The following is a 15,596-nucleotide window of genomic DNA, read 5'->3' as shown; positions in this document are numbered from 1 at the left end:
CGAAGGATTCACCGCGGTTTATCTGATGCACCGCGTTATCGTTCTTCGCGAGCAAGCCCGCTCCCACAAGACCGTGGAGAACGGAAGAATATGAGCGACTTCAACACCCTCGAACTGCTGAGCGATCCACGGGGCTTTGCGACCCTGTGGCTCAGCCGCGAAGAAAAGAACAACGCGTTCAACGCCGAAATGATCCGCGAACTGATCCTGGCGCTGGACCAGGTTTCCAGCGATCCGAGCCTGCGCTTTTTGCTGGTGCGCGGTCGCGGCAAGCATTTCAGCGCCGGCGCTGACTTGGCGTGGATGCAGCAATCGGCCGAACTCGATTACCAGACCAACCTCGACGACGCCCGGGAACTGGCCGAGTTGATGTACAACCTGGCCAAGCTGAAGGTCCCGACCCTGGCCGTGGTACAGGGTGCGGCCTTCGGCGGCGCGCTGGGCCTGATCAGTTGCTGCGACATGGCCATCGGTGCCGATGACGCGCAGTTCTGTCTGTCGGAAGTGCGCATCGGCCTGGCGCCGGCGGTGATCAGCCCGTTCGTGGTGCAAGCCATGGGCGAGCGCGCCACCCGCCGCTATGCCTTGACCGCCGAACGTTTCAGCGGGCAACGGGCACGGGAACTGGGCCTGCTCTCGGAGAGCTATCCGTTGGCCGACCTGGAGCAAAAGGTCGAGCAGTGGATCGACAACCTGCTGCTCAACAGCCCGGCGGCCATGCGCGTCAGCAAGGACTTGCTGCGTGAAGTCGGCGACGGCTCGCTGCTGCCGGCCCTGCGTCGCTACACCGAAAACGCCATCGCCCGCATCCGCGTCAGCCCCGAAGGCCAGGAAGGTCTGCGTGCCTTCCTGCAAAAACGTCCGCCGAGCTGGCAAGCCAATAACACCACCAAGGAGCCGCGTTGATGAGCGCCCCCGTCCTCACTACCCTGCTGGTGGCCAACCGCGGCGAAATCGCTTGCCGCGTGATGCGGACCGCCAAGTCCCTGGGCATGACCACCGTGGCCGTGCACAGCGCCACCGACCGTGATGCCCGCCACAGTCGCGAAGCCGATATCCGCGTTGACTTGGGCGGCAGCAAGGCCGCCGACAGCTACCTGCAGATCGACAAACTGATTGCAGCGGCCAAGGCCAGCGGCGCCCAGGCGATCCACCCCGGTTATGGCTTCCTGTCGGAGAACGCCGGATTTGCCCGCGCGATCGAAGCCGCCGGCCTGATTTTCCTCGGCCCGCCCGCCTCGGCCATCGACGCCATGGGCAGCAAATCCGCGGCCAAGGCCCTGATGGAAACCGCCGGCGTGCCGCTGGTGCCGGGTTACCACGGCGAGGCCCAGGACCTGGACACCTTCCGCGACGCCTGCGAACGCATCGGTTACCCGGTGCTGCTCAAGGCCACGGCCGGTGGCGGTGGTAAGGGCATGAAGGTGGTCGAAGACGTCAGCCAATTGGCCGAAGCACTGGCCTCGGCCCAGCGTGAAGCCCTGTCGTCGTTCGGCGATTCGCGGATGCTGGTGGAGAAATACCTGCTCAAGCCGCGCCACGTGGAAATCCAGGTGTTCGCCGACCAACACGGCAACTGCCTGTACCTCAACGAACGCGACTGCTCGATTCAGCGCCGGCACCAGAAAGTCGTCGAAGAAGCCCCCGCGCCAGGCCTGAGCCCGGAACTGCGCCGGGCCATGGGCGAAGCGGCCGTGCGTTCGGCGCAGGCCATCGGCTATGTCGGCGCCGGCACCGTGGAGTTCCTGCTGGACGCCCGTGGCGAGTTCTTCTTCATGGAGATGAACACCCGCCTGCAGGTCGAACACCCGGTCACCGAAGCCATCACCGGTCTCGACCTGGTGGCCTGGCAGATCCGCGTGGCCCGTGGCGAAGCGCTGCCGATGACGCAGGATCAGGTGCCGCTGGTCGGCCATGCGATCGAAGTACGGCTGTATGCCGAAGATCCGGGCAATGACTTCCTGCCGGCCACCGGTCGCCTGGAGTTGTATCGCGAATCCGCGCCGGGCGCCGGTCGGCGGGTGGACAGCGGTGTCGAAGAAGGTGACGAGATTTCGCCCTTCTACGACCCGATGCTCGGCAAGCTGATTGCCTGGGGCGAGGACCGTGAACAGGCACGCTTGCGCCTGCTGAGCATGCTCGACGAGTTCGCCATTGGCGGTCTGAAGACCAACATCAACTTCCTGCGCCGGATCATTGCGCATCCGGCGTTTGCCGCCGCCGAACTGGACACCGGTTTCATCCCGCGCTTCCAGGACCAGCTGCTGCCGGCTCCTGCGCAACTGAGCGATGAATTCTGGCAAGCCGCCGCCCAGGCCTTCGCCCAGAGCCAGCACAAGGCGCCACGTAGCGATGACCTGAGTTCGCCGTGGGCGATCGGCAATGGTTTCCGTGCCGGCCTGCCCGCGCAGATCACCCTGCACCTGAGTTGTGAAGGCCAGGACCGCGCCTTGACCCTGGGCGCGCCTGCGGCTCACAGCGGACAACTCAAGGGCGAACAGTTGCTGACCGAGCACGACGGCGTACGTCGCCAGCACCGGGCGATCCGTCGCGGTGACTTTGTATACCTGCAATGGGACGGTGAACTGCGCCGCATCGAGTCCTACGACCCGATCAGCGCCGTTGAAGCCAGTCACAGCCATCACGGCGGGCTGACCGCCCCCATGAACGGCAGCATCGTGCGGGTGCTGGTGGAGGCCGGGCAATCGGTCGAAGCCGGGGCGCAACTGGTGGTGCTGGAAGCGATGAAGATGGAGCACAGCATTCGCGCGCCCCAGGCCGGGGTGATCAAGGCGCTGTATTGCCAGGAAGGCGAGATGGTCAGCGAAGGCAGTGCGCTGGTCGAATTCGAAGAGGCGTGAAACAAGGATCGGTCCTGCAGGATGCGAGGACCGATCTGATCAGAACTTGGCGGTTGCCTGAACCACCACGCCGATGATTCGGCACTCCTCGGTGAACAGGGCCTTCGGATAGGTCGGATTGAGCGGGACCAGGTAACGCTGCCCGCCCTCTTCGATCAACTTGCGAAAAATCGCCTCGCTGCTGCTCGGCCACTGGGCGATCACCAGTTTTCCAGGCTCGGCCTCAATGTCCGGATCCACCAGGATCAACATGCCCTCGGCAATGCTCGGGCCGCTGGGCGCGGTCATCGCATCCCCCGCAACCGTCAGCCAGAAAGCCGCGCCACGGGCGTGATAGTCGGACAGCTCGTAACGATACTGCGCCCGCTCGCCATCACGCACTTCCCCGGTTTCCCGCCAGTCGCTGACCGGGTAGCGGAAGTACGGGTTGTACTTTTGCGTCAGGGCAATCCCGTCATCCGGCGTGTTCGAAGGCTCGCGAATCACCAGTGCCACTTCGAGAAAATCCATTCCCAGGGCTTTCAACACCCGGTTCATGTCCTCGATGCCCGGTTCGCGGCGTTTGTTGAGCCAGTGGCCGACGCCGCCCTGGGACATCCCGAGGCGGTCGGCGAGCACTTCCTGAGTGACCTTGAGTTCACTCATCTTGGCCTTGACCAATTCAATCCATTTATCCATGCGCGGCACCATACGGGGTCGGTCCATGCCAGCAAAACACAAAATGTAGTATTTCAAACATGGTCACAAATACATATCGTACTAGTATGAGTTCACGGATCTGAATCTAACACGGAGCTTGCCATCACCATGACCCATCCCACCGACCATTTGCCTGACATCCAGATTGACACCTCCCTGACGTCTGCCCAGGGTTGCGCCGCCGCCCAGCGCGCACTGGACTACTACCTGAAACCGGCCGTTGCGGAAGAAGCAGGCGAAGTACGCTTCTTCGATGTGAACCGCAATGTCAGCAGCGAAGAGGCGCTGGTGCATGCCACGGACCTGATGCGCTGTGCGGCCGCAACGGCCGGTGAATCCGCCCGGCAATTGCAGGGCTCGAATCGGGACCTGGCTTTTTCGGTGGTGCACATGATCGACATGGCCAAAGCCATGGTGGATCGGGCACTGGAGAGGCATCAGAACGTTTGAAGCGAAGGAACGACAACAGAGGACTGGAAAGAATTTTCCAATCGCGCACATAAAAACGTTTGACTTGCAAACGAGAATGATTATTATTGCAACAACTGGTCGCGAGATCAGTGATGGACCAAGGGACCTTAGGTCGGACTCTTGGACTATCTCCTCATCAGGCTAATCACGGTTTTTGACCCGGCTTTTTGCCGGGTCTTTTTTTGCCAGTTTTCTGGCTTATGGCTTCAGGCTAATGAAGTCTTTGGGTGCCGCAAATTCGATGCGCGCGGATCATATCAAAAGATTTTTTGTTGGCAAGACAAGCCTCGAAACGCAGAGGCAAAGTAATGGCAAATAGCACTTGAGAATCAATCGCATAATCTCTAAGCTGCTTCGGCGTCAGGGAGGACGCCCCCGCGCTGCCTCGGCGTTGTCGAAGCAAGGCAGGCGACGACACAACGCCCCCCGCCGCCTCCCCTTCTCTCAATACACCGCAATATGCGAATCCGCCCGCGGCTCCGTCCCGCCGCAAAGCACTCCGGTTTCAGGATCACGCAGGATGATTTGCCCGCGCCCGTAACTGGTGAGATCGCACACGACCTCCACTCCATGCCCACGACGCGCCAGCGCCGCAGCCATGTCTCGTGAAGCGTTTTGTTCGATACCAACCTTCAGCCCACCCAGCCATTGCCAGCGCGGCGCGTCCAGGGCCGCTTGCGGGTTGAGCCCGAAATCCACCAGGTTCATCACCATCTGCACATGCCCTTGCGGTTGCATGTAGCCGCCCATCACGCCAAAAGGCCCCATCGCCACACCGTCTTTGCTGAGGAACCCCGGAATGATGGTATGGAAAGTCTTTTTGCCCGGCGCCAGGCAATTGGAGTGCCCGGGATCGAGACTGAATTCCTCACCACGGTTTTGCAGGGCGATACCGCTGTCGGGCAGGACAACGCCGGAACCGAAACCGTGATAGTTGCTCTGGATGAATGACACCATGTTGCCTTCGGCGTCGGCGGTAGCCAGGTAGACCGTACCGCTGGCATGCGGATCGCCTGGCTTTGGAGCCACGGCCTGCTCTGTGATTTGCGCCCGCCGATGGGCCGCGTAGTGGTCACTGAGCAAGTCTTCGACGGCGACCCGCATGTGCTCCGGGTCCGTGATGTAGTGCAAGCCGTCGCAGTAGGCGAGCTTCATGGCCTCGAGCTGACGGTGCCAGGTCTGCTGGCTGTCACGATGATCGAAATCGAAGCCTTCAAGGATCTTCAACGTCATCAACGCCACCAGCCCCTGGCCGCTCGGTGGAATCTCCCAGACATCGACCCCGCGATAGTTGACCTTGATCGGCTCGACCCATTGCGCGCGGTAGTCCTGCAAATCACTGGCACGCAGATAGCCACCGGTGGCGCGCGAGTGCGCATCCAGTCGCTGCGCCAGGTCGCCACGATAGAAGCTTTCACAACCGGTGGCCGCCAGCTCACTCAGGGTTCGCGCCTGGGCCGGGTTGCGGAACAGCTCGCCGGCACGGGGCGCGCGGCCGTCGATCAGAAAGGTGTCGAACCAGCTTTCCAGCACCTCGCTGCGATCAGGAGTGAAATCCTCCAGCGCGGTCTGCCACTGCAAGGCAACCACCGGTGACACGGGAAATCCGTCCCGGGCCAGGCTGATGGCCGGTTGCAGCAATTCGGCAAATGGCAATCGACCAAAACGCGAAGACAGCTCCGCCCAGGCCGACGGGCAGCCCGGAACGGTCACCGGCGTCCAGCCGTGCAATGGCATCTTTTCATGGCCGGCGGCTTTTACCGCCTCGATGCTCAAGGCCTGCGGGGCGGCGCCGTTGGCGTTCAACCCGTGCAGTTTGTTTTGCGTCCAGACCAGCGCGAAAGCATCACCGCCAATACCGCAGCCGGTGGGCTCGACCACCGTCAGCGCCGCAGCCGTGGCGATGGCCGCATCGATGGCGTTACCGCCGCGACGTATGATCTCGATTCCGGCTTCTGCGGCCAGCGGCTGCGAGGCGGCGACCATGCCGCGCTTGGCGAAGACACTTTGACGTTGTGAGGCGTAGGGGTACTCATGGGCAGAAAATTTGAACATGGCAGGACTCACACAATTTTTTGACGGGTTCACAACACGCGGCTGAGAAACGCCCGGGTACGGGCATGGCTGGGCTGGCTGAAGATCTGCTCGGGCGGGCCCTGCTCGATCAGTTCGCCCTGATCGAGCACCACGACCCGGTCGGCCACTTCCCGGGCAAACCCCATTTCGTGGGTGACCACGACCATGGTCATGCCCTCCTCGGCCAGCTCCTTCATGACCTGCAGCACCTCGCCCACCGTCTCCGGGTCAAGGGCGCTGGTAGGTTCATCGAACAGCATCGCCTGGGGTTTCATGGCCAAGGCCCGGGCGATGGCGACCCGCTGCTGCTGGCCACCGGACAACATCGACGGGTAGTGATCGGCCTTTTCCGCCAGCCCGACGCGCTTGAGCAATGCCCGCGCCTGCTCCACCGCCGCCGCGCGAGGCACGCCAAGCACATGGATGGGCGCCTCGATGATGTTTTCCAGCGCGGTCATGTGCGGGAACAGATTGAAGCGCTGGAACACCATGCCGATGTCCCGGCGCTGGCGGGCGATGTTGCGCTCCGAATCCCGGGCCAGGCTGCCATCGGCACGGGTGCGATAGCCCATCGGCTGGCCGGCGACGCGGATCTGCCCGCACTGGATGTCCTCCAGCAGGTTGATGCAGCGGATGAAGGTGGTCTTGCCGGAGCCGGATGCACCGATCAGCACCACCACTTCACCGCGCCGTACTTGCAGGGAAATGCCCTTGAGAATCTGCAGATCACCGAACGACTTGTGAATGTCCAGTGCTTCGATGACCAGTTCTTCGCTCATGTGCGCCATCTCAACGCCCCCTCAACAGTTTCATGGTGCTGCGCCCGAACAGGCGACTGGCGGCCGGTGCCGGGCGATCAGACTGACCGAAGCGCGCCTCGAGCCAGCGCTGGAAGAAGCCCCAGAGCGTGGTCAGGGCGAGGAAGTAGATGGCCACCACCAGGTACAACTCGAACACCCGGAATGTCGCCGACGTCACCATTTGCGTACTGAGCAGCAGTTCCTGAACCCCGATCACACTGACCAGCGTGGTGTTTTTCAGCATCACATTGAACTCGTTGCCCAGCGGCGGCACGATCACCCGGAAGGCCTGGGGCAGCACCACTCGCCGCATCAGCTTGGGAAAGGTCATGCCCAGCGAACGCCCGGCTTCGTACTGGCCCTTGTCCACCGCACCGATGCCGGCACGGATGATCTCGGCCATGTACGCGCCTTCATTGAGACCCAGGGCGATGATCGCCGCCTGGATGTTGCCGGGCACGACGATCCAGCCAAGGTCCAGGTCTTCGAAGCGGAAAATCCCGCCCGCCGCCAACGCCGTGTACAAAAACACGATCTGCACCAGCAGCGGCGTGCCGCGCATCAGCCAGACATAAAAGCGCACCGGGTATTGCAGCAGCGGGTTACTCGACAGCTTCATCAGGGCGGCGATCAGCCCCAACACACAACCGAGCAACATCGCCGACACGCTGATCAGGCAAGTCAGCCACAGCCCCGTCAGGTACACATCGCTGGGTTGCAACAGGTATTGCCAGAACACATCCCAATTGAAATTCATCCGCTTGGCCCTCAGTCCAGTTTGTCGCTGTCGACATGCCATTTACTGAGGAGCGCGGTGTAACTGCCATCGGCGCGCATGCCTTGCAGGACTTCGGTCAACGCCACCGTCAGCTGTGGATCGCTCTTGCGCACGCCAAAGCCGGTGAGGATGCGATTGAATGCCGGCACCGCCGACTGGAACAGGTCCGGCGCCAGTTGCTGATAGTGGCCGGCGGACTCGACCGTGGTGCCGAACGCGTCCACCTGATTGATGCGCAAGGCCTGGAATGCGTCGGCGTCGACGTTGTACACCACCAGTTTCATCGGCGCCTTGCCCGCCGCTTCGAGTTTTTCGTTTTCCTTGCCCAACAGCACACGGATGGTCGAACCGTTGCTCACCGCCACCTTGAGCCCGGACAGGTCTTCCAGGGTATTCACCGATTTCGGGTTGCCCTTGGGCACCACGATCGATTGGCTGGAGTACATGAAGTTGACGATGTCGATCACTTCACGGCGCTCGGGTTTATCGAACAACTGATCGACGATCATGTCGCACTGTTGCGCCAGCAGTGCCGGGATCAATCCGGCAAAAGGCGAGATGCGCCATTCGACCTTCTTGTCCCCCAGGCGCTTGGCGATGGCTTCCCCCATGTCGACCTGCAGCCCGACCGGTTTCTGCTTCATGTCGAACGACACCAGCGGTGGCGAGTCCATGCCCGAGCAATAGACGATTTTCTCGCTCTTGCTCAGTCGCTCGGGTAACTCGGGGGCGGCGAATGCCCATTGCGAACACAGACTCAGGGTGAACACGGCAACTAACGCGCAAGGCTTGTGCATGGTGCATGACTCCAGTTGGCTGGTTGTTCTTCTATCGGTGGGTTTTGTTTTGACGAGCTCTTTATTGATGAGCCTCGAGAAACTGAATGAGCCGCGGGATGGTGCCTTCGATGTGCTCGCACACCACCGCCGCCGCTTTTTCCGGGTCACCGCTGCGCAGCGCCTCGACAATCGAGGCATGCTCTTCCCGGGCGCTGCGGGGCTTGTCGGCGTGTTGCAGCCACAGGCGCATGTGCGGCTCGATCACCGAATACAGCGCCGAAATCTGCCGCATCAGGCGCGGACGCTCGCTCAGGCTGCACAGGTATTCATGAAAGGCGCGATGCCGGCTGACCCACTCGGCGCCGTCTTCGCGGTAGTCGTCCATCTCGTCGAGCAGGCGTTCCAGATGGCTGAAATGGCGCTCCGTCATCTTCGTCACGGCAACACGAATGGCGAGACCTTCCAGGGCGCTGCGCATCTCGAACACTTCACGCATTTCATCGACGTTCAGGCCACGGACGATGGCGCCGCGATTGGGCCGCAGCGTGACCAGGCCGTCGGCATCCAGGCGCCGGAACGCTTCGCGCACCGGCATGCGGCTCATGCCGATTTCCCCGGCGATGTCCTCGGCAATCAATCGCTCACCGGTGCGGTAACGGCCCTTGCAAATGGCTTCCAGCAGAAAGTTGTAAGCCTCTTCCTCGGCGGTCACCGGTTGGCGCTCGGTGTAGGCGGGAGCGAATTTCATCAGATGCACCTTTTGTATTTTTGTATCCAATTATCCATAAAGCCAAAAAAGCACTTTGCATGCCAGATTTCATTCACGACACGCAGGTGGTTGATTGGATTGACTTAATCGAGAACAGGGTCGCATTGGCCCGGCCAGCGCTACCTGACGGCAGCGGGTTGAAATGCCCCAAGCTGTAACCAGCCCGCCACAAAAGGGTGCGAGGGGTAACACGGCCAATGGCTATGCTGTGACATGAACTTTGCGCCAGGGGTCGGGCGGCGGGGCCAATTCGCCACAGGCAGGTGAACCGTTTTTTCTCCGCTGCCAGCCCCCTTCCCTTGCGTGTAAAGTAGCCGCCATAAAAATCCAATCAGGAACCCCCACCGTGGCCAAATCCTCCCTTGATATCACTGCCAACTTCGACAGCGGCAACATCCAGGTCATCGACCTCAGCGACCCGCTCAAGCCGCTGCTGGCGATCCGCCCCGATACCAAGAGCAACCATTTCCAGTGGTTCCACTTCAAGGCCAGCGGCCTGCATGTCGGCCAGGAACACTGGTTTCGCCTGAACAATGCCAGCCAGTCCTCGTACAACAAGGCCTGGGACGGCTATCAGGCCCGAGCCTCCTACGATCACGTCAACTGGTTCCAGGTCCCGACCATTTTCGAAGGCGACTGCCTGCGCTTCTGCCTCGAAGCCACGCAAACCCACGCCTGGTTCGCCTACTTCGAACCCTACAGCCGTGGCCGCCACGACTGGCTGATCGAGCAGGCGCTGACCAAGGCCGGCACCGAACTGCTGGCCACCGGCAAGAGCGTCGAAGGTCGTGACATTCAGTTGCTGCGCAAAGGCACGGGCGCCGAAGGCCGGCGCAAGGTGTGGATCATTGCCCAGCAACACCCCGGCGAGCACATGGCCGAGTGGTTCATGGAAGGCATAATCGAGCGCCTGGAACGGCACGACGACCCGGTACTCAACAAACTGCTGGACAGCGCCGACCTGTACCTGGTGCCGAACATGAACCCCGATGGCGCCTTCCACGGTCACCTGCGCACCAACGCCATGGGCCAGGACCTGAACCGCGCCTGGCAGAACGCCAGCCCGGAGATCAGCCCGGAAGTCTTTTTCGTCCAGCAGCAGATGGAAAAGTATGGCGTGGATATGTTCATCGACGCCCACGGCGACGAGGAAATCCCCCACGTCTTCACCGCCGCTTGCGAAGGCAATCCGGGCTACACGCCACGGATCGCCAAACTCGAAGAGCAGTTCCGCAACCACCTGAAGCACACCACCAAGGACTTCCAGACCAAATACGGCTACACCCGCGACGAGCCGGGCAAAGCCAACATGACCCTGGCCTGCAACGCCGTTGGCCAGAAGTTCGACTGCCTGTCCCTGACCCTGGAAATGCCCTTCAAGGACCACGACGACCACCCGAACCCGCTGACCGGCTGGTCGGGCAAGCGTTCCAAGCAGTTGGGCAAGGATGTGTTGACGACGGTGGCGGAAATGATCGATGCGCTGCGCTGAATGAAAACAAGACACTATGCCCTGGGAACAGGGCATAGTTTTTACATTCGTTTCAGTGTTCCGAAACCATCTGTAAATTTTTATTCTTTGTAAACAGAGACTGCCACTCTAATTGGCCGCGACCAACTCCCGCCCCCACTCATCGCCTTCAGCCGAATTTCTCCTGTATACGTACCCTTGGGCAAGGTAGGGTTGAGAGACGCTACGTATGTAAGCCATACATGCATATCCCAGCCATTCACACAGGATGTCAGTCTATTCAAAGCACCCCGCACGCACGTTCCCACGGATTTCTGACCAAGCAAAGTGACCTTGTGCGGTGCTCCTGAGCTATCGGAAAGTGTCGCAGTCAGATGTGTCGGATTTCCGGCGCTGGACCCCTCGAAATACACCGGACCTTCATCCTCATTGTAGGCAAGCACACCTGCCGCCCGGTCAGTCTCTGTTGGCTGTCTGGGGATCGTCAACAGAGCTGATACCTCATTGCCAACACCGGCCAGAATCATACGTTCTCCGTCAAAGGAGGGCGCATAACCGGAAAGTCGTTGGGCATTCTCGCGCCAGACTCGAGCGGTATCGGCAGTTACAGCATTTCCTCGTGGCAGGCCGTGTTCGTCTTTGAGCACAGGATTCGAATAATAAGCTTGCCTGTTTCCGCCACATAAAAACTTCCTGACTTACCATTGAAATAGCCAAATCGATAATTATTCGTTCCATCATTGCAGTGATGACTGCCTGCACTGTGCCCCATCTCATGAGCAAATACATAAAAATCGTGTGAGATCGCTATGCCATAACGACCGGGCATCCAAGCTAATCCGGCAGGTCCACCGGGTGAGAAAGACCCAAAATTGCCGTAGAACATGTCTGGATCAGTACTCGCTATACCCTCGGAAAAAATTGTTGGTAGTCGGTTGAGAGTTTCATCGGTTACCTGATAATCCGGTTCCACAATTTGAATGCCAACCAACTTAAATGAAACATTAGGTACCAATGAATTGCGAAGGGCCAAGTTAAGAAATTCGACTTTAGCCAATGCGTCCCTCATCGCATCTCCGCCCGCCCGATCAACACCGGACTTCGAATACCCCATAAATAAATCAACAACGTAGGATTCCGTTACAGCCGACTTCACAGATGCTGTGGCGACCTTCTCATCCGGATTGGGAACAGCATCTTCAATATCGCTTTCAGCGATAGACAAAGGAATGAAACTGCTTACTCCCTTGCTATCAACGTACAATGAACCGCTCTTCCCCGGCTTGTTGATGAAGGCGGTCAACCCTCCATCAGGCGAACGAACCGTTACTAATGCACCTTCGGAGTTATCCGGCATCCGAAGTTTGCCGCTTTCGATGGTATACCCATTAATTACCTTTGAGTTTGAACGTTCAAAAACGGCCGGCTTAACCAATTCCGCATACAAATCGGCTGTGGACTTGCTGACGACACTCTCGACAACCCAACTTTCCGGCTCTCCGGAGTCAAGCGTCGGTGCATGTGTACAGGCACCAAGCAACACAGCCGAGGACAAAAGCGAAAGCGCAGAAAAAACACGCCACATGAATCGTACTTCTGTAGTTCTGAACATGGTTCGTCTCCTTGAATGACACGATCATTGCTGTTCGACTGGCCTCGTCCGGGTCACTGCAGTCTGTAAGCATTGAACGTGCTTTTTCAGGGAAGCGATACTGTCAAAGTTGACAGGTACACAGGTGCTATCAGTGCTCTCACATCACAAAATCAACCGCGATCCTTACCCCGCAACATGCTGTCCAGCACATCATCACGGCGTATCCAGCCATGGAACAGCGCCGCCGCCAGATGCAGCAACACCGTCAGAAACAGCAGATACGCCAGATACCCATGGGCCTTGCGCAGGAAGGCGAACAGCTGTGCATTCGCCGCCACGATGGAGGGCAGTTGCAGCGAACTGCTGAGCATCACCGGTTCACCGGACGCGGAAATCATCGCCCAGCCCAGCAGCGGCAATACCAGCATCAAGACATAGAGCAGGACATGGGAGGCCTTGGCCGCCAGCACTTGCCAGGTCGGCAGGTCCGCCGGCAACGGTGGCTGGCGCGTGGAGAAGCGCACGACCAGGCGCACGATCGCCAACAACAGAATCGCCACGCCCAAAGGCTTGTGCAGGTTGATCAGCCATTCATGGCGTTCGGAGACCGAGGCGACCATGCCCGCGCCGATAAACAGCATGGCGATGATCATCAGCGCCATCAGCCAGTGCAGCAGGCGCGCCAGGGGAGCGAAATGGTTGGGTTGGGTGCTCATTGCTGGGCCTCCTGTTTGGCGGCGGGCAATTGGCTGACTTCGCTGGTGCGACGCAGGTAAGAAGTGGCGTAGGCGGCTGAACGCGCGGCCAGCAACGGATCGTCGGAACCTTCGATGCCGGCCGGCAACACCAGCGGGTCATAGTTGATGTCGCGGCACTCTCCGCTGAGTTGCGGCTGCACGCTTTCCAGCACCAGGGTGCCGGCGTTCAGTACCTTGCGCCCTTCGGGCCAGGCCTTGCTGGCGTCGTTCACCGGATCCCCGGGATTGGCCAAGGTGATCATCAGCTGCCAACGCAATGGGCTGGCGGCGATGCGCTGCACCAGGTCTTTTTCGAGAAAATCGCTACCCTCTGGCGCGGTCGCCCCCGGTGCATCCACCGCCTGCGGCACCATGTTCCAGCGTACGGCCTGCTTTTGCCCGGCGGCGTTGACCAGGTAAAACGCGTTGACGCTGTTATAGGTTTCCGTCACATAGCTGGCCGAAGGTTTCGCGGTTTTGACCCAGGCCAGGAACGGCGCGGCTTCCGGGTGCGAACCGAAGAATGCCGGCACTGCCGCCGGGTCCGGCTTGCCGGTCGAGGGCAGCGGCGACTGCGCCTGCTGCAACTGATAGAACGCCTCGGGCGTGCCCACCGGGAACACCGGCATGCTGTTCATCCCGGTCCGCCACTGTTGGCCGTTGGCCTGGGTGAAGCGAAGCGCCATGCTGCGGATTGGAATGGCGTTATCCGGCGCGTAGGGATTGCCCGGCGGCAAAGCCAATCGGCCGACCACTGGCGTGCGCGCTTCGTTGAAAACCTGCGCGGTGGAATAACTGCGCGCCTCGCCACTGCTCTCGAAATGGCCGATCACGCACACACCCTTGGCGTGATTGCGGCGGAATCCGGGGTGCACACCGTTATTGGTTTCCAGCACGTTGACCAGTTTTTTCGGGGTCAGCCGCTGTGGGTCAAGGGAGCCGTTGACGTAGGCAAAGGCCCCGGCCACGACGGCGACGACCACGGCAATGCCCGCCAGACGCAGTATCCGGCTGGCGGCACTCAAGGGTGGCGGTGATGATCGATCTACCATGAAAGACTCCAGGGCCATCGGCCACAAGTGAGAAGAATCAAGCAGACGAACCCCACGGCGGTTTATTCCATCGCCCGGTATTTATTTTTTCGGGCGTGGAATAACCTCGAATGCCGGGCGTCTTCCTGGTTCAAAGCGTAGTGAGTAACCAGAAATTCATGAACGATATCGACGAACAACTGAGAGAAATCATTCCCAGATTGCGCCGCTTCGCCGTATCGCTGACGCGCAATTCCAGCAGCGCCGACGATCTGGTGCAGTCGTGTCTGGAGCGGGCGTTGTCGAGTTGGGGCGATAAACGTCCCGAAGGCGACTTGCGCGCCTGGTTGTTCGCGATTCTGTATCGACAGTTTCTCGACGCTCACCGCCGCTCCCGGCGCTATGCACGGATGCTCGAATTCTTTACCGGGCGCGATGATGCGCAGCCTTCGGTGGAACGTACCGTCATCGCCCAATCGACCCTCAATGCCTTCGACCAGCTACCCACCGAACAGCGCGCGCTGCTGCTGTGGGTGTCGGTGGAAGGCCTGAGTTACAAAGAGGTCGCCGAGATTCTCGACGTACCCACCGGCACCGTGATGTCCCGCCTGTCCCGGGCCCGTCAGGCCCTGCGCCAACTCAGCGATGGCGAAATCACCCGCCCTGCCCTGCGGAGACTCAAATGATCAGCATGCCCCCCAGCGAGCGCGACCTGCACGCTTATGTCGACCATCAACTCAGCGATGCCGACCGACAACTCGTGGAAACCTTTCTCGCCAGCAATCCGCAGACAGCTGCACAGGTACGGGCCTGGCAACAGGACGCCCAGCAACTGCGCGCGGCCCTGAGCGGCGCCTTGCAGCAACCGGCCAATCCAGACCTCGATCCGCTGCAGATCCGCCGACGCCTCAAGAGCCAGTCCCGACGCCACCTGGCCAGCGCCGCCGTGCTGCTGATCGCCGTCAGCGTGGGTGGTTTCAGCGGCTGGCAGGCCCGGGAAATGACCCTGCTCAGCACCGCGCAACCGATGGCCGATGCGATGCAGGCTTACCGCCTGATTGCCGAGCAGGGGCTGTTGCCGGCGGACTACAAGGCCGGCGAAAACGGTGACATGCAGGGTTGGCTCGACCGCTATTTCACCCAGGCCAATCGCCTGCCGGACCTGAGCGGCGCCGGGTTCAAACCGGTGAGCGGCCGCCTGCTCAGCACCGAACAGGGGCCGGCGGCAATGGTGGTGTACGAGAACCAGGGCGGCAACAAGATCAGCTTCTACGTGCGCCCGCCGGGACCGAAGAACTTCATGCTGCCAAGGGGCAGTCGCAGCGACGGTGGCTTGCAGGCCGAGTACTGGTCGGGTGGCGGCTACAACTATGCGATGGTCAGCCCGACGGATACGCCGGCGGCGCGGATGTTGAGACAAACCACTCGATTCTGATCACCGTCCTCCCCTGTGGGAGCGAGCCTGCTCGCGATGACGGAGTGTCAGTCGACATTTATGTTGCCTGGCACACCGCAATCGCGAGCAGGCTC

15 protein-coding genes are annotated in these 15,596 nt (G+C 60.6%); 6 read left to right on the top strand and 9 right to left on the bottom strand.

The features are described from left to right. Positions 1-90 precede the first annotated feature (90 nt). Both ABTV29_RS10345 and ABTV29_RS10340 read left to right on the top strand, forming a co-directional pair. On the top strand, positions 91-906 hold the full coding sequence (locus ABTV29_RS10345) for a gamma-carboxygeranoyl-CoA hydratase (protein ID WP_433769975.1): 816 nt from the start codon (positions 91-93) through the stop codon (positions 904-906). After that, on the top strand, positions 906-2,861 hold the full coding sequence (locus ABTV29_RS10340) for an acetyl/propionyl/methylcrotonyl-CoA carboxylase subunit alpha (RefSeq protein WP_433769974.1): 1,956 nt from the start codon (positions 906-908) through the stop codon (positions 2,859-2,861). The genes ABTV29_RS10345 and ABTV29_RS10340 overlap by 1 nt, the downstream gene beginning before the upstream one ends. 39 nt (positions 2,862-2,900) lie before the next feature. On the opposite strand, the gene ABTV29_RS10335 is transcribed toward ABTV29_RS10340, so the two are convergent. Beyond that, entirely contained in the window at positions 2,901-3,539 is a 639-nt protein-coding gene (locus tag ABTV29_RS10335; RefSeq protein ID WP_433769973.1) for a LexA family protein, read from the bottom strand. A gap of 129 nt (positions 3,540-3,668) precedes the next feature. On the opposite strand from ABTV29_RS10335, the gene ABTV29_RS10330 reads away from it, so the two are divergent. Next, a complete protein-coding gene (locus tag ABTV29_RS10330) occupies positions 3,669-4,010 on the top strand; it encodes a DUF6124 family protein (RefSeq protein WP_433769972.1) in 342 nt (113 codons plus the stop codon). A gap of 465 nt (positions 4,011-4,475) precedes the next feature. On the opposite strand, the gene ABTV29_RS10325 is transcribed toward ABTV29_RS10330, so the two are convergent. From ABTV29_RS10325 to ABTV29_RS10305, 5 genes are all read right to left on the bottom strand, one after another. Further along, a complete protein-coding gene (locus ABTV29_RS10325; RefSeq protein WP_433769971.1) occupies positions 4,476-6,086 on the bottom strand; it encodes a gamma-glutamyltransferase family protein in 1,611 nt (536 codons plus the stop codon). Between the two features lie 29 nt (positions 6,087-6,115). Next, positions 6,116-6,895, bottom strand: a complete 780-nt coding sequence (locus ABTV29_RS10320; RefSeq protein WP_433769970.1) for an amino acid ABC transporter ATP-binding protein — start codon at positions 6,893-6,895, stop codon at positions 6,116-6,118. Position 6,896: 1 nt separating this feature from the next. After that, on the bottom strand, positions 6,897-7,664 hold the full coding sequence (locus tag ABTV29_RS10315; RefSeq protein ID WP_433769969.1) for an amino acid ABC transporter permease: 768 nt from the start codon (positions 7,662-7,664) through the stop codon (positions 6,897-6,899). Positions 7,665-7,675: 11 nt separating this feature from the next. Continuing rightward, positions 7,676-8,482, bottom strand: a complete 807-nt coding sequence (locus ABTV29_RS10310; protein WP_433769968.1) for an ABC transporter substrate-binding protein — start codon at positions 8,480-8,482, stop codon at positions 7,676-7,678. A 61-nt stretch (positions 8,483-8,543) separates the two neighbouring features. Further along, positions 8,544-9,212 carry a GntR family transcriptional regulator gene (locus ABTV29_RS10305; RefSeq protein ID WP_433769967.1) on the bottom strand — a complete coding sequence of 223 codons (669 nt, stop codon included), beginning with the start codon at positions 9,210-9,212 and terminating at the stop codon, positions 8,544-8,546. 367 nt (positions 9,213-9,579) lie between these two features. Between ABTV29_RS10305 and ABTV29_RS10300 the strand changes: the two genes are divergently transcribed. Further along, positions 9,580-10,725: a M14 family metallopeptidase gene (locus tag ABTV29_RS10300; protein WP_433769966.1), complete on the top strand. Its 1,146-nt coding sequence runs from the start codon at positions 9,580-9,582 to the stop codon at positions 10,723-10,725. A gap of 583 nt (positions 10,726-11,308) precedes the next feature. On the opposite strand, the gene ABTV29_RS10295 is transcribed toward ABTV29_RS10300, so the two are convergent. From ABTV29_RS10295 to ABTV29_RS10285, 3 genes are all read right to left on the bottom strand, one after another. Then, entirely contained in the window at positions 11,309-12,316 is a 1,008-nt protein-coding gene (locus tag ABTV29_RS10295; protein ID WP_433769965.1) for a M12 family metallo-peptidase, read from the bottom strand. A 152-nt stretch (positions 12,317-12,468) separates the two neighbouring features. After that, a complete protein-coding gene (locus ABTV29_RS10290) occupies positions 12,469-13,014 on the bottom strand; it encodes a cytochrome b (protein WP_433769964.1) in 546 nt (181 codons plus the stop codon). Beyond that, positions 13,011-14,087: a catalase family peroxidase gene (locus ABTV29_RS10285; RefSeq protein WP_433769963.1), complete on the bottom strand. Its 1,077-nt coding sequence runs from the start codon at positions 14,085-14,087 to the stop codon at positions 13,011-13,013. Before ABTV29_RS10285 ends, ABTV29_RS10290 begins: the two co-directional genes overlap by 4 nt. Positions 14,088-14,245: 158 nt before the next feature. On the opposite strand from ABTV29_RS10285, the gene ABTV29_RS10280 reads away from it, so the two are divergent. Both ABTV29_RS10280 and ABTV29_RS10275 read left to right on the top strand, forming a co-directional pair. Then, positions 14,246-14,752 (top strand): sigma-70 family RNA polymerase sigma factor, encoded by a 507-nt coding sequence (locus tag ABTV29_RS10280; RefSeq protein ID WP_128607806.1) that lies wholly within the window; start codon positions 14,246-14,248, stop codon positions 14,750-14,752. Beyond that, on the top strand, positions 14,749-15,501 hold the full coding sequence (locus ABTV29_RS10275) for an anti-sigma factor family protein (RefSeq protein WP_433769962.1): 753 nt from the start codon (positions 14,749-14,751) through the stop codon (positions 15,499-15,501). Before ABTV29_RS10280 ends, ABTV29_RS10275 begins: the two co-directional genes overlap by 4 nt. Positions 15,502-15,596: the final 95 nt, after the last annotated feature.

This window comes from Pseudomonas putida (genome assembly GCF_050989985.1).
GTDB lineage: Bacteria > Pseudomonadota > Gammaproteobacteria > Pseudomonadales > Pseudomonadaceae > Aquipseudomonas > Aquipseudomonas putida_AI.
This window is presented reverse-complemented; position numbering and strand designations above follow the sequence as displayed.

Coding starts and splice junctions, on each gene's coding strand:
- ABTV29_RS10275 (WP_433769962.1), top strand. CDS start 14,749: ATGATCAGCATGCCCCCCAGCGAGCGCGACCTGCACGCTTATGTCGAC.
- ABTV29_RS10330 (WP_433769972.1), top strand. CDS start 3,669: ATGACCCATCCCACCGACCATTTGCCTGACATCCAGATTGACACCTCC.
- ABTV29_RS10310 (WP_433769968.1), bottom strand. CDS start 8,482: ATGCACAAGCCTTGCGCGTTAGTTGCCGTGTTCACCCTGAGTCTGTGT.
- ABTV29_RS10345 (WP_433769975.1), top strand. CDS start 91: ATGAGCGACTTCAACACCCTCGAACTGCTGAGCGATCCACGGGGCTTT.
- ABTV29_RS10340 (WP_433769974.1), top strand. CDS start 906: ATGAGCGCCCCCGTCCTCACTACCCTGCTGGTGGCCAACCGCGGCGAA.
- ABTV29_RS10320 (WP_433769970.1), bottom strand. CDS start 6,895: ATGGCGCACATGAGCGAAGAACTGGTCATCGAAGCACTGGACATTCAC.
- ABTV29_RS10285 (WP_433769963.1), bottom strand. CDS start 14,087: ATGGTAGATCGATCATCACCGCCACCCTTGAGTGCCGCCAGCCGGATA.
- ABTV29_RS10295 (WP_433769965.1), bottom strand. CDS start 12,316: ATGTTCAGAACTACAGAAGTACGATTCATGTGGCGTGTTTTTTCTGCG.
- ABTV29_RS10315 (WP_433769969.1), bottom strand. CDS start 7,664: ATGAATTTCAATTGGGATGTGTTCTGGCAATACCTGTTGCAACCCAGC.
- ABTV29_RS10325 (WP_433769971.1), bottom strand. CDS start 6,086: ATGTTCAAATTTTCTGCCCATGAGTACCCCTACGCCTCACAACGTCAA.
- ABTV29_RS10280 (WP_128607806.1), top strand. CDS start 14,246: ATGAACGATATCGACGAACAACTGAGAGAAATCATTCCCAGATTGCGC.
- ABTV29_RS10305 (WP_433769967.1), bottom strand. CDS start 9,212: ATGAAATTCGCTCCCGCCTACACCGAGCGCCAACCGGTGACCGCCGAG.
- ABTV29_RS10290 (WP_433769964.1), bottom strand. CDS start 13,014: ATGAGCACCCAACCCAACCATTTCGCTCCCCTGGCGCGCCTGCTGCAC.
- ABTV29_RS10335 (WP_433769973.1), bottom strand. CDS start 3,539: ATGGATAAATGGATTGAATTGGTCAAGGCCAAGATGAGTGAACTCAAG.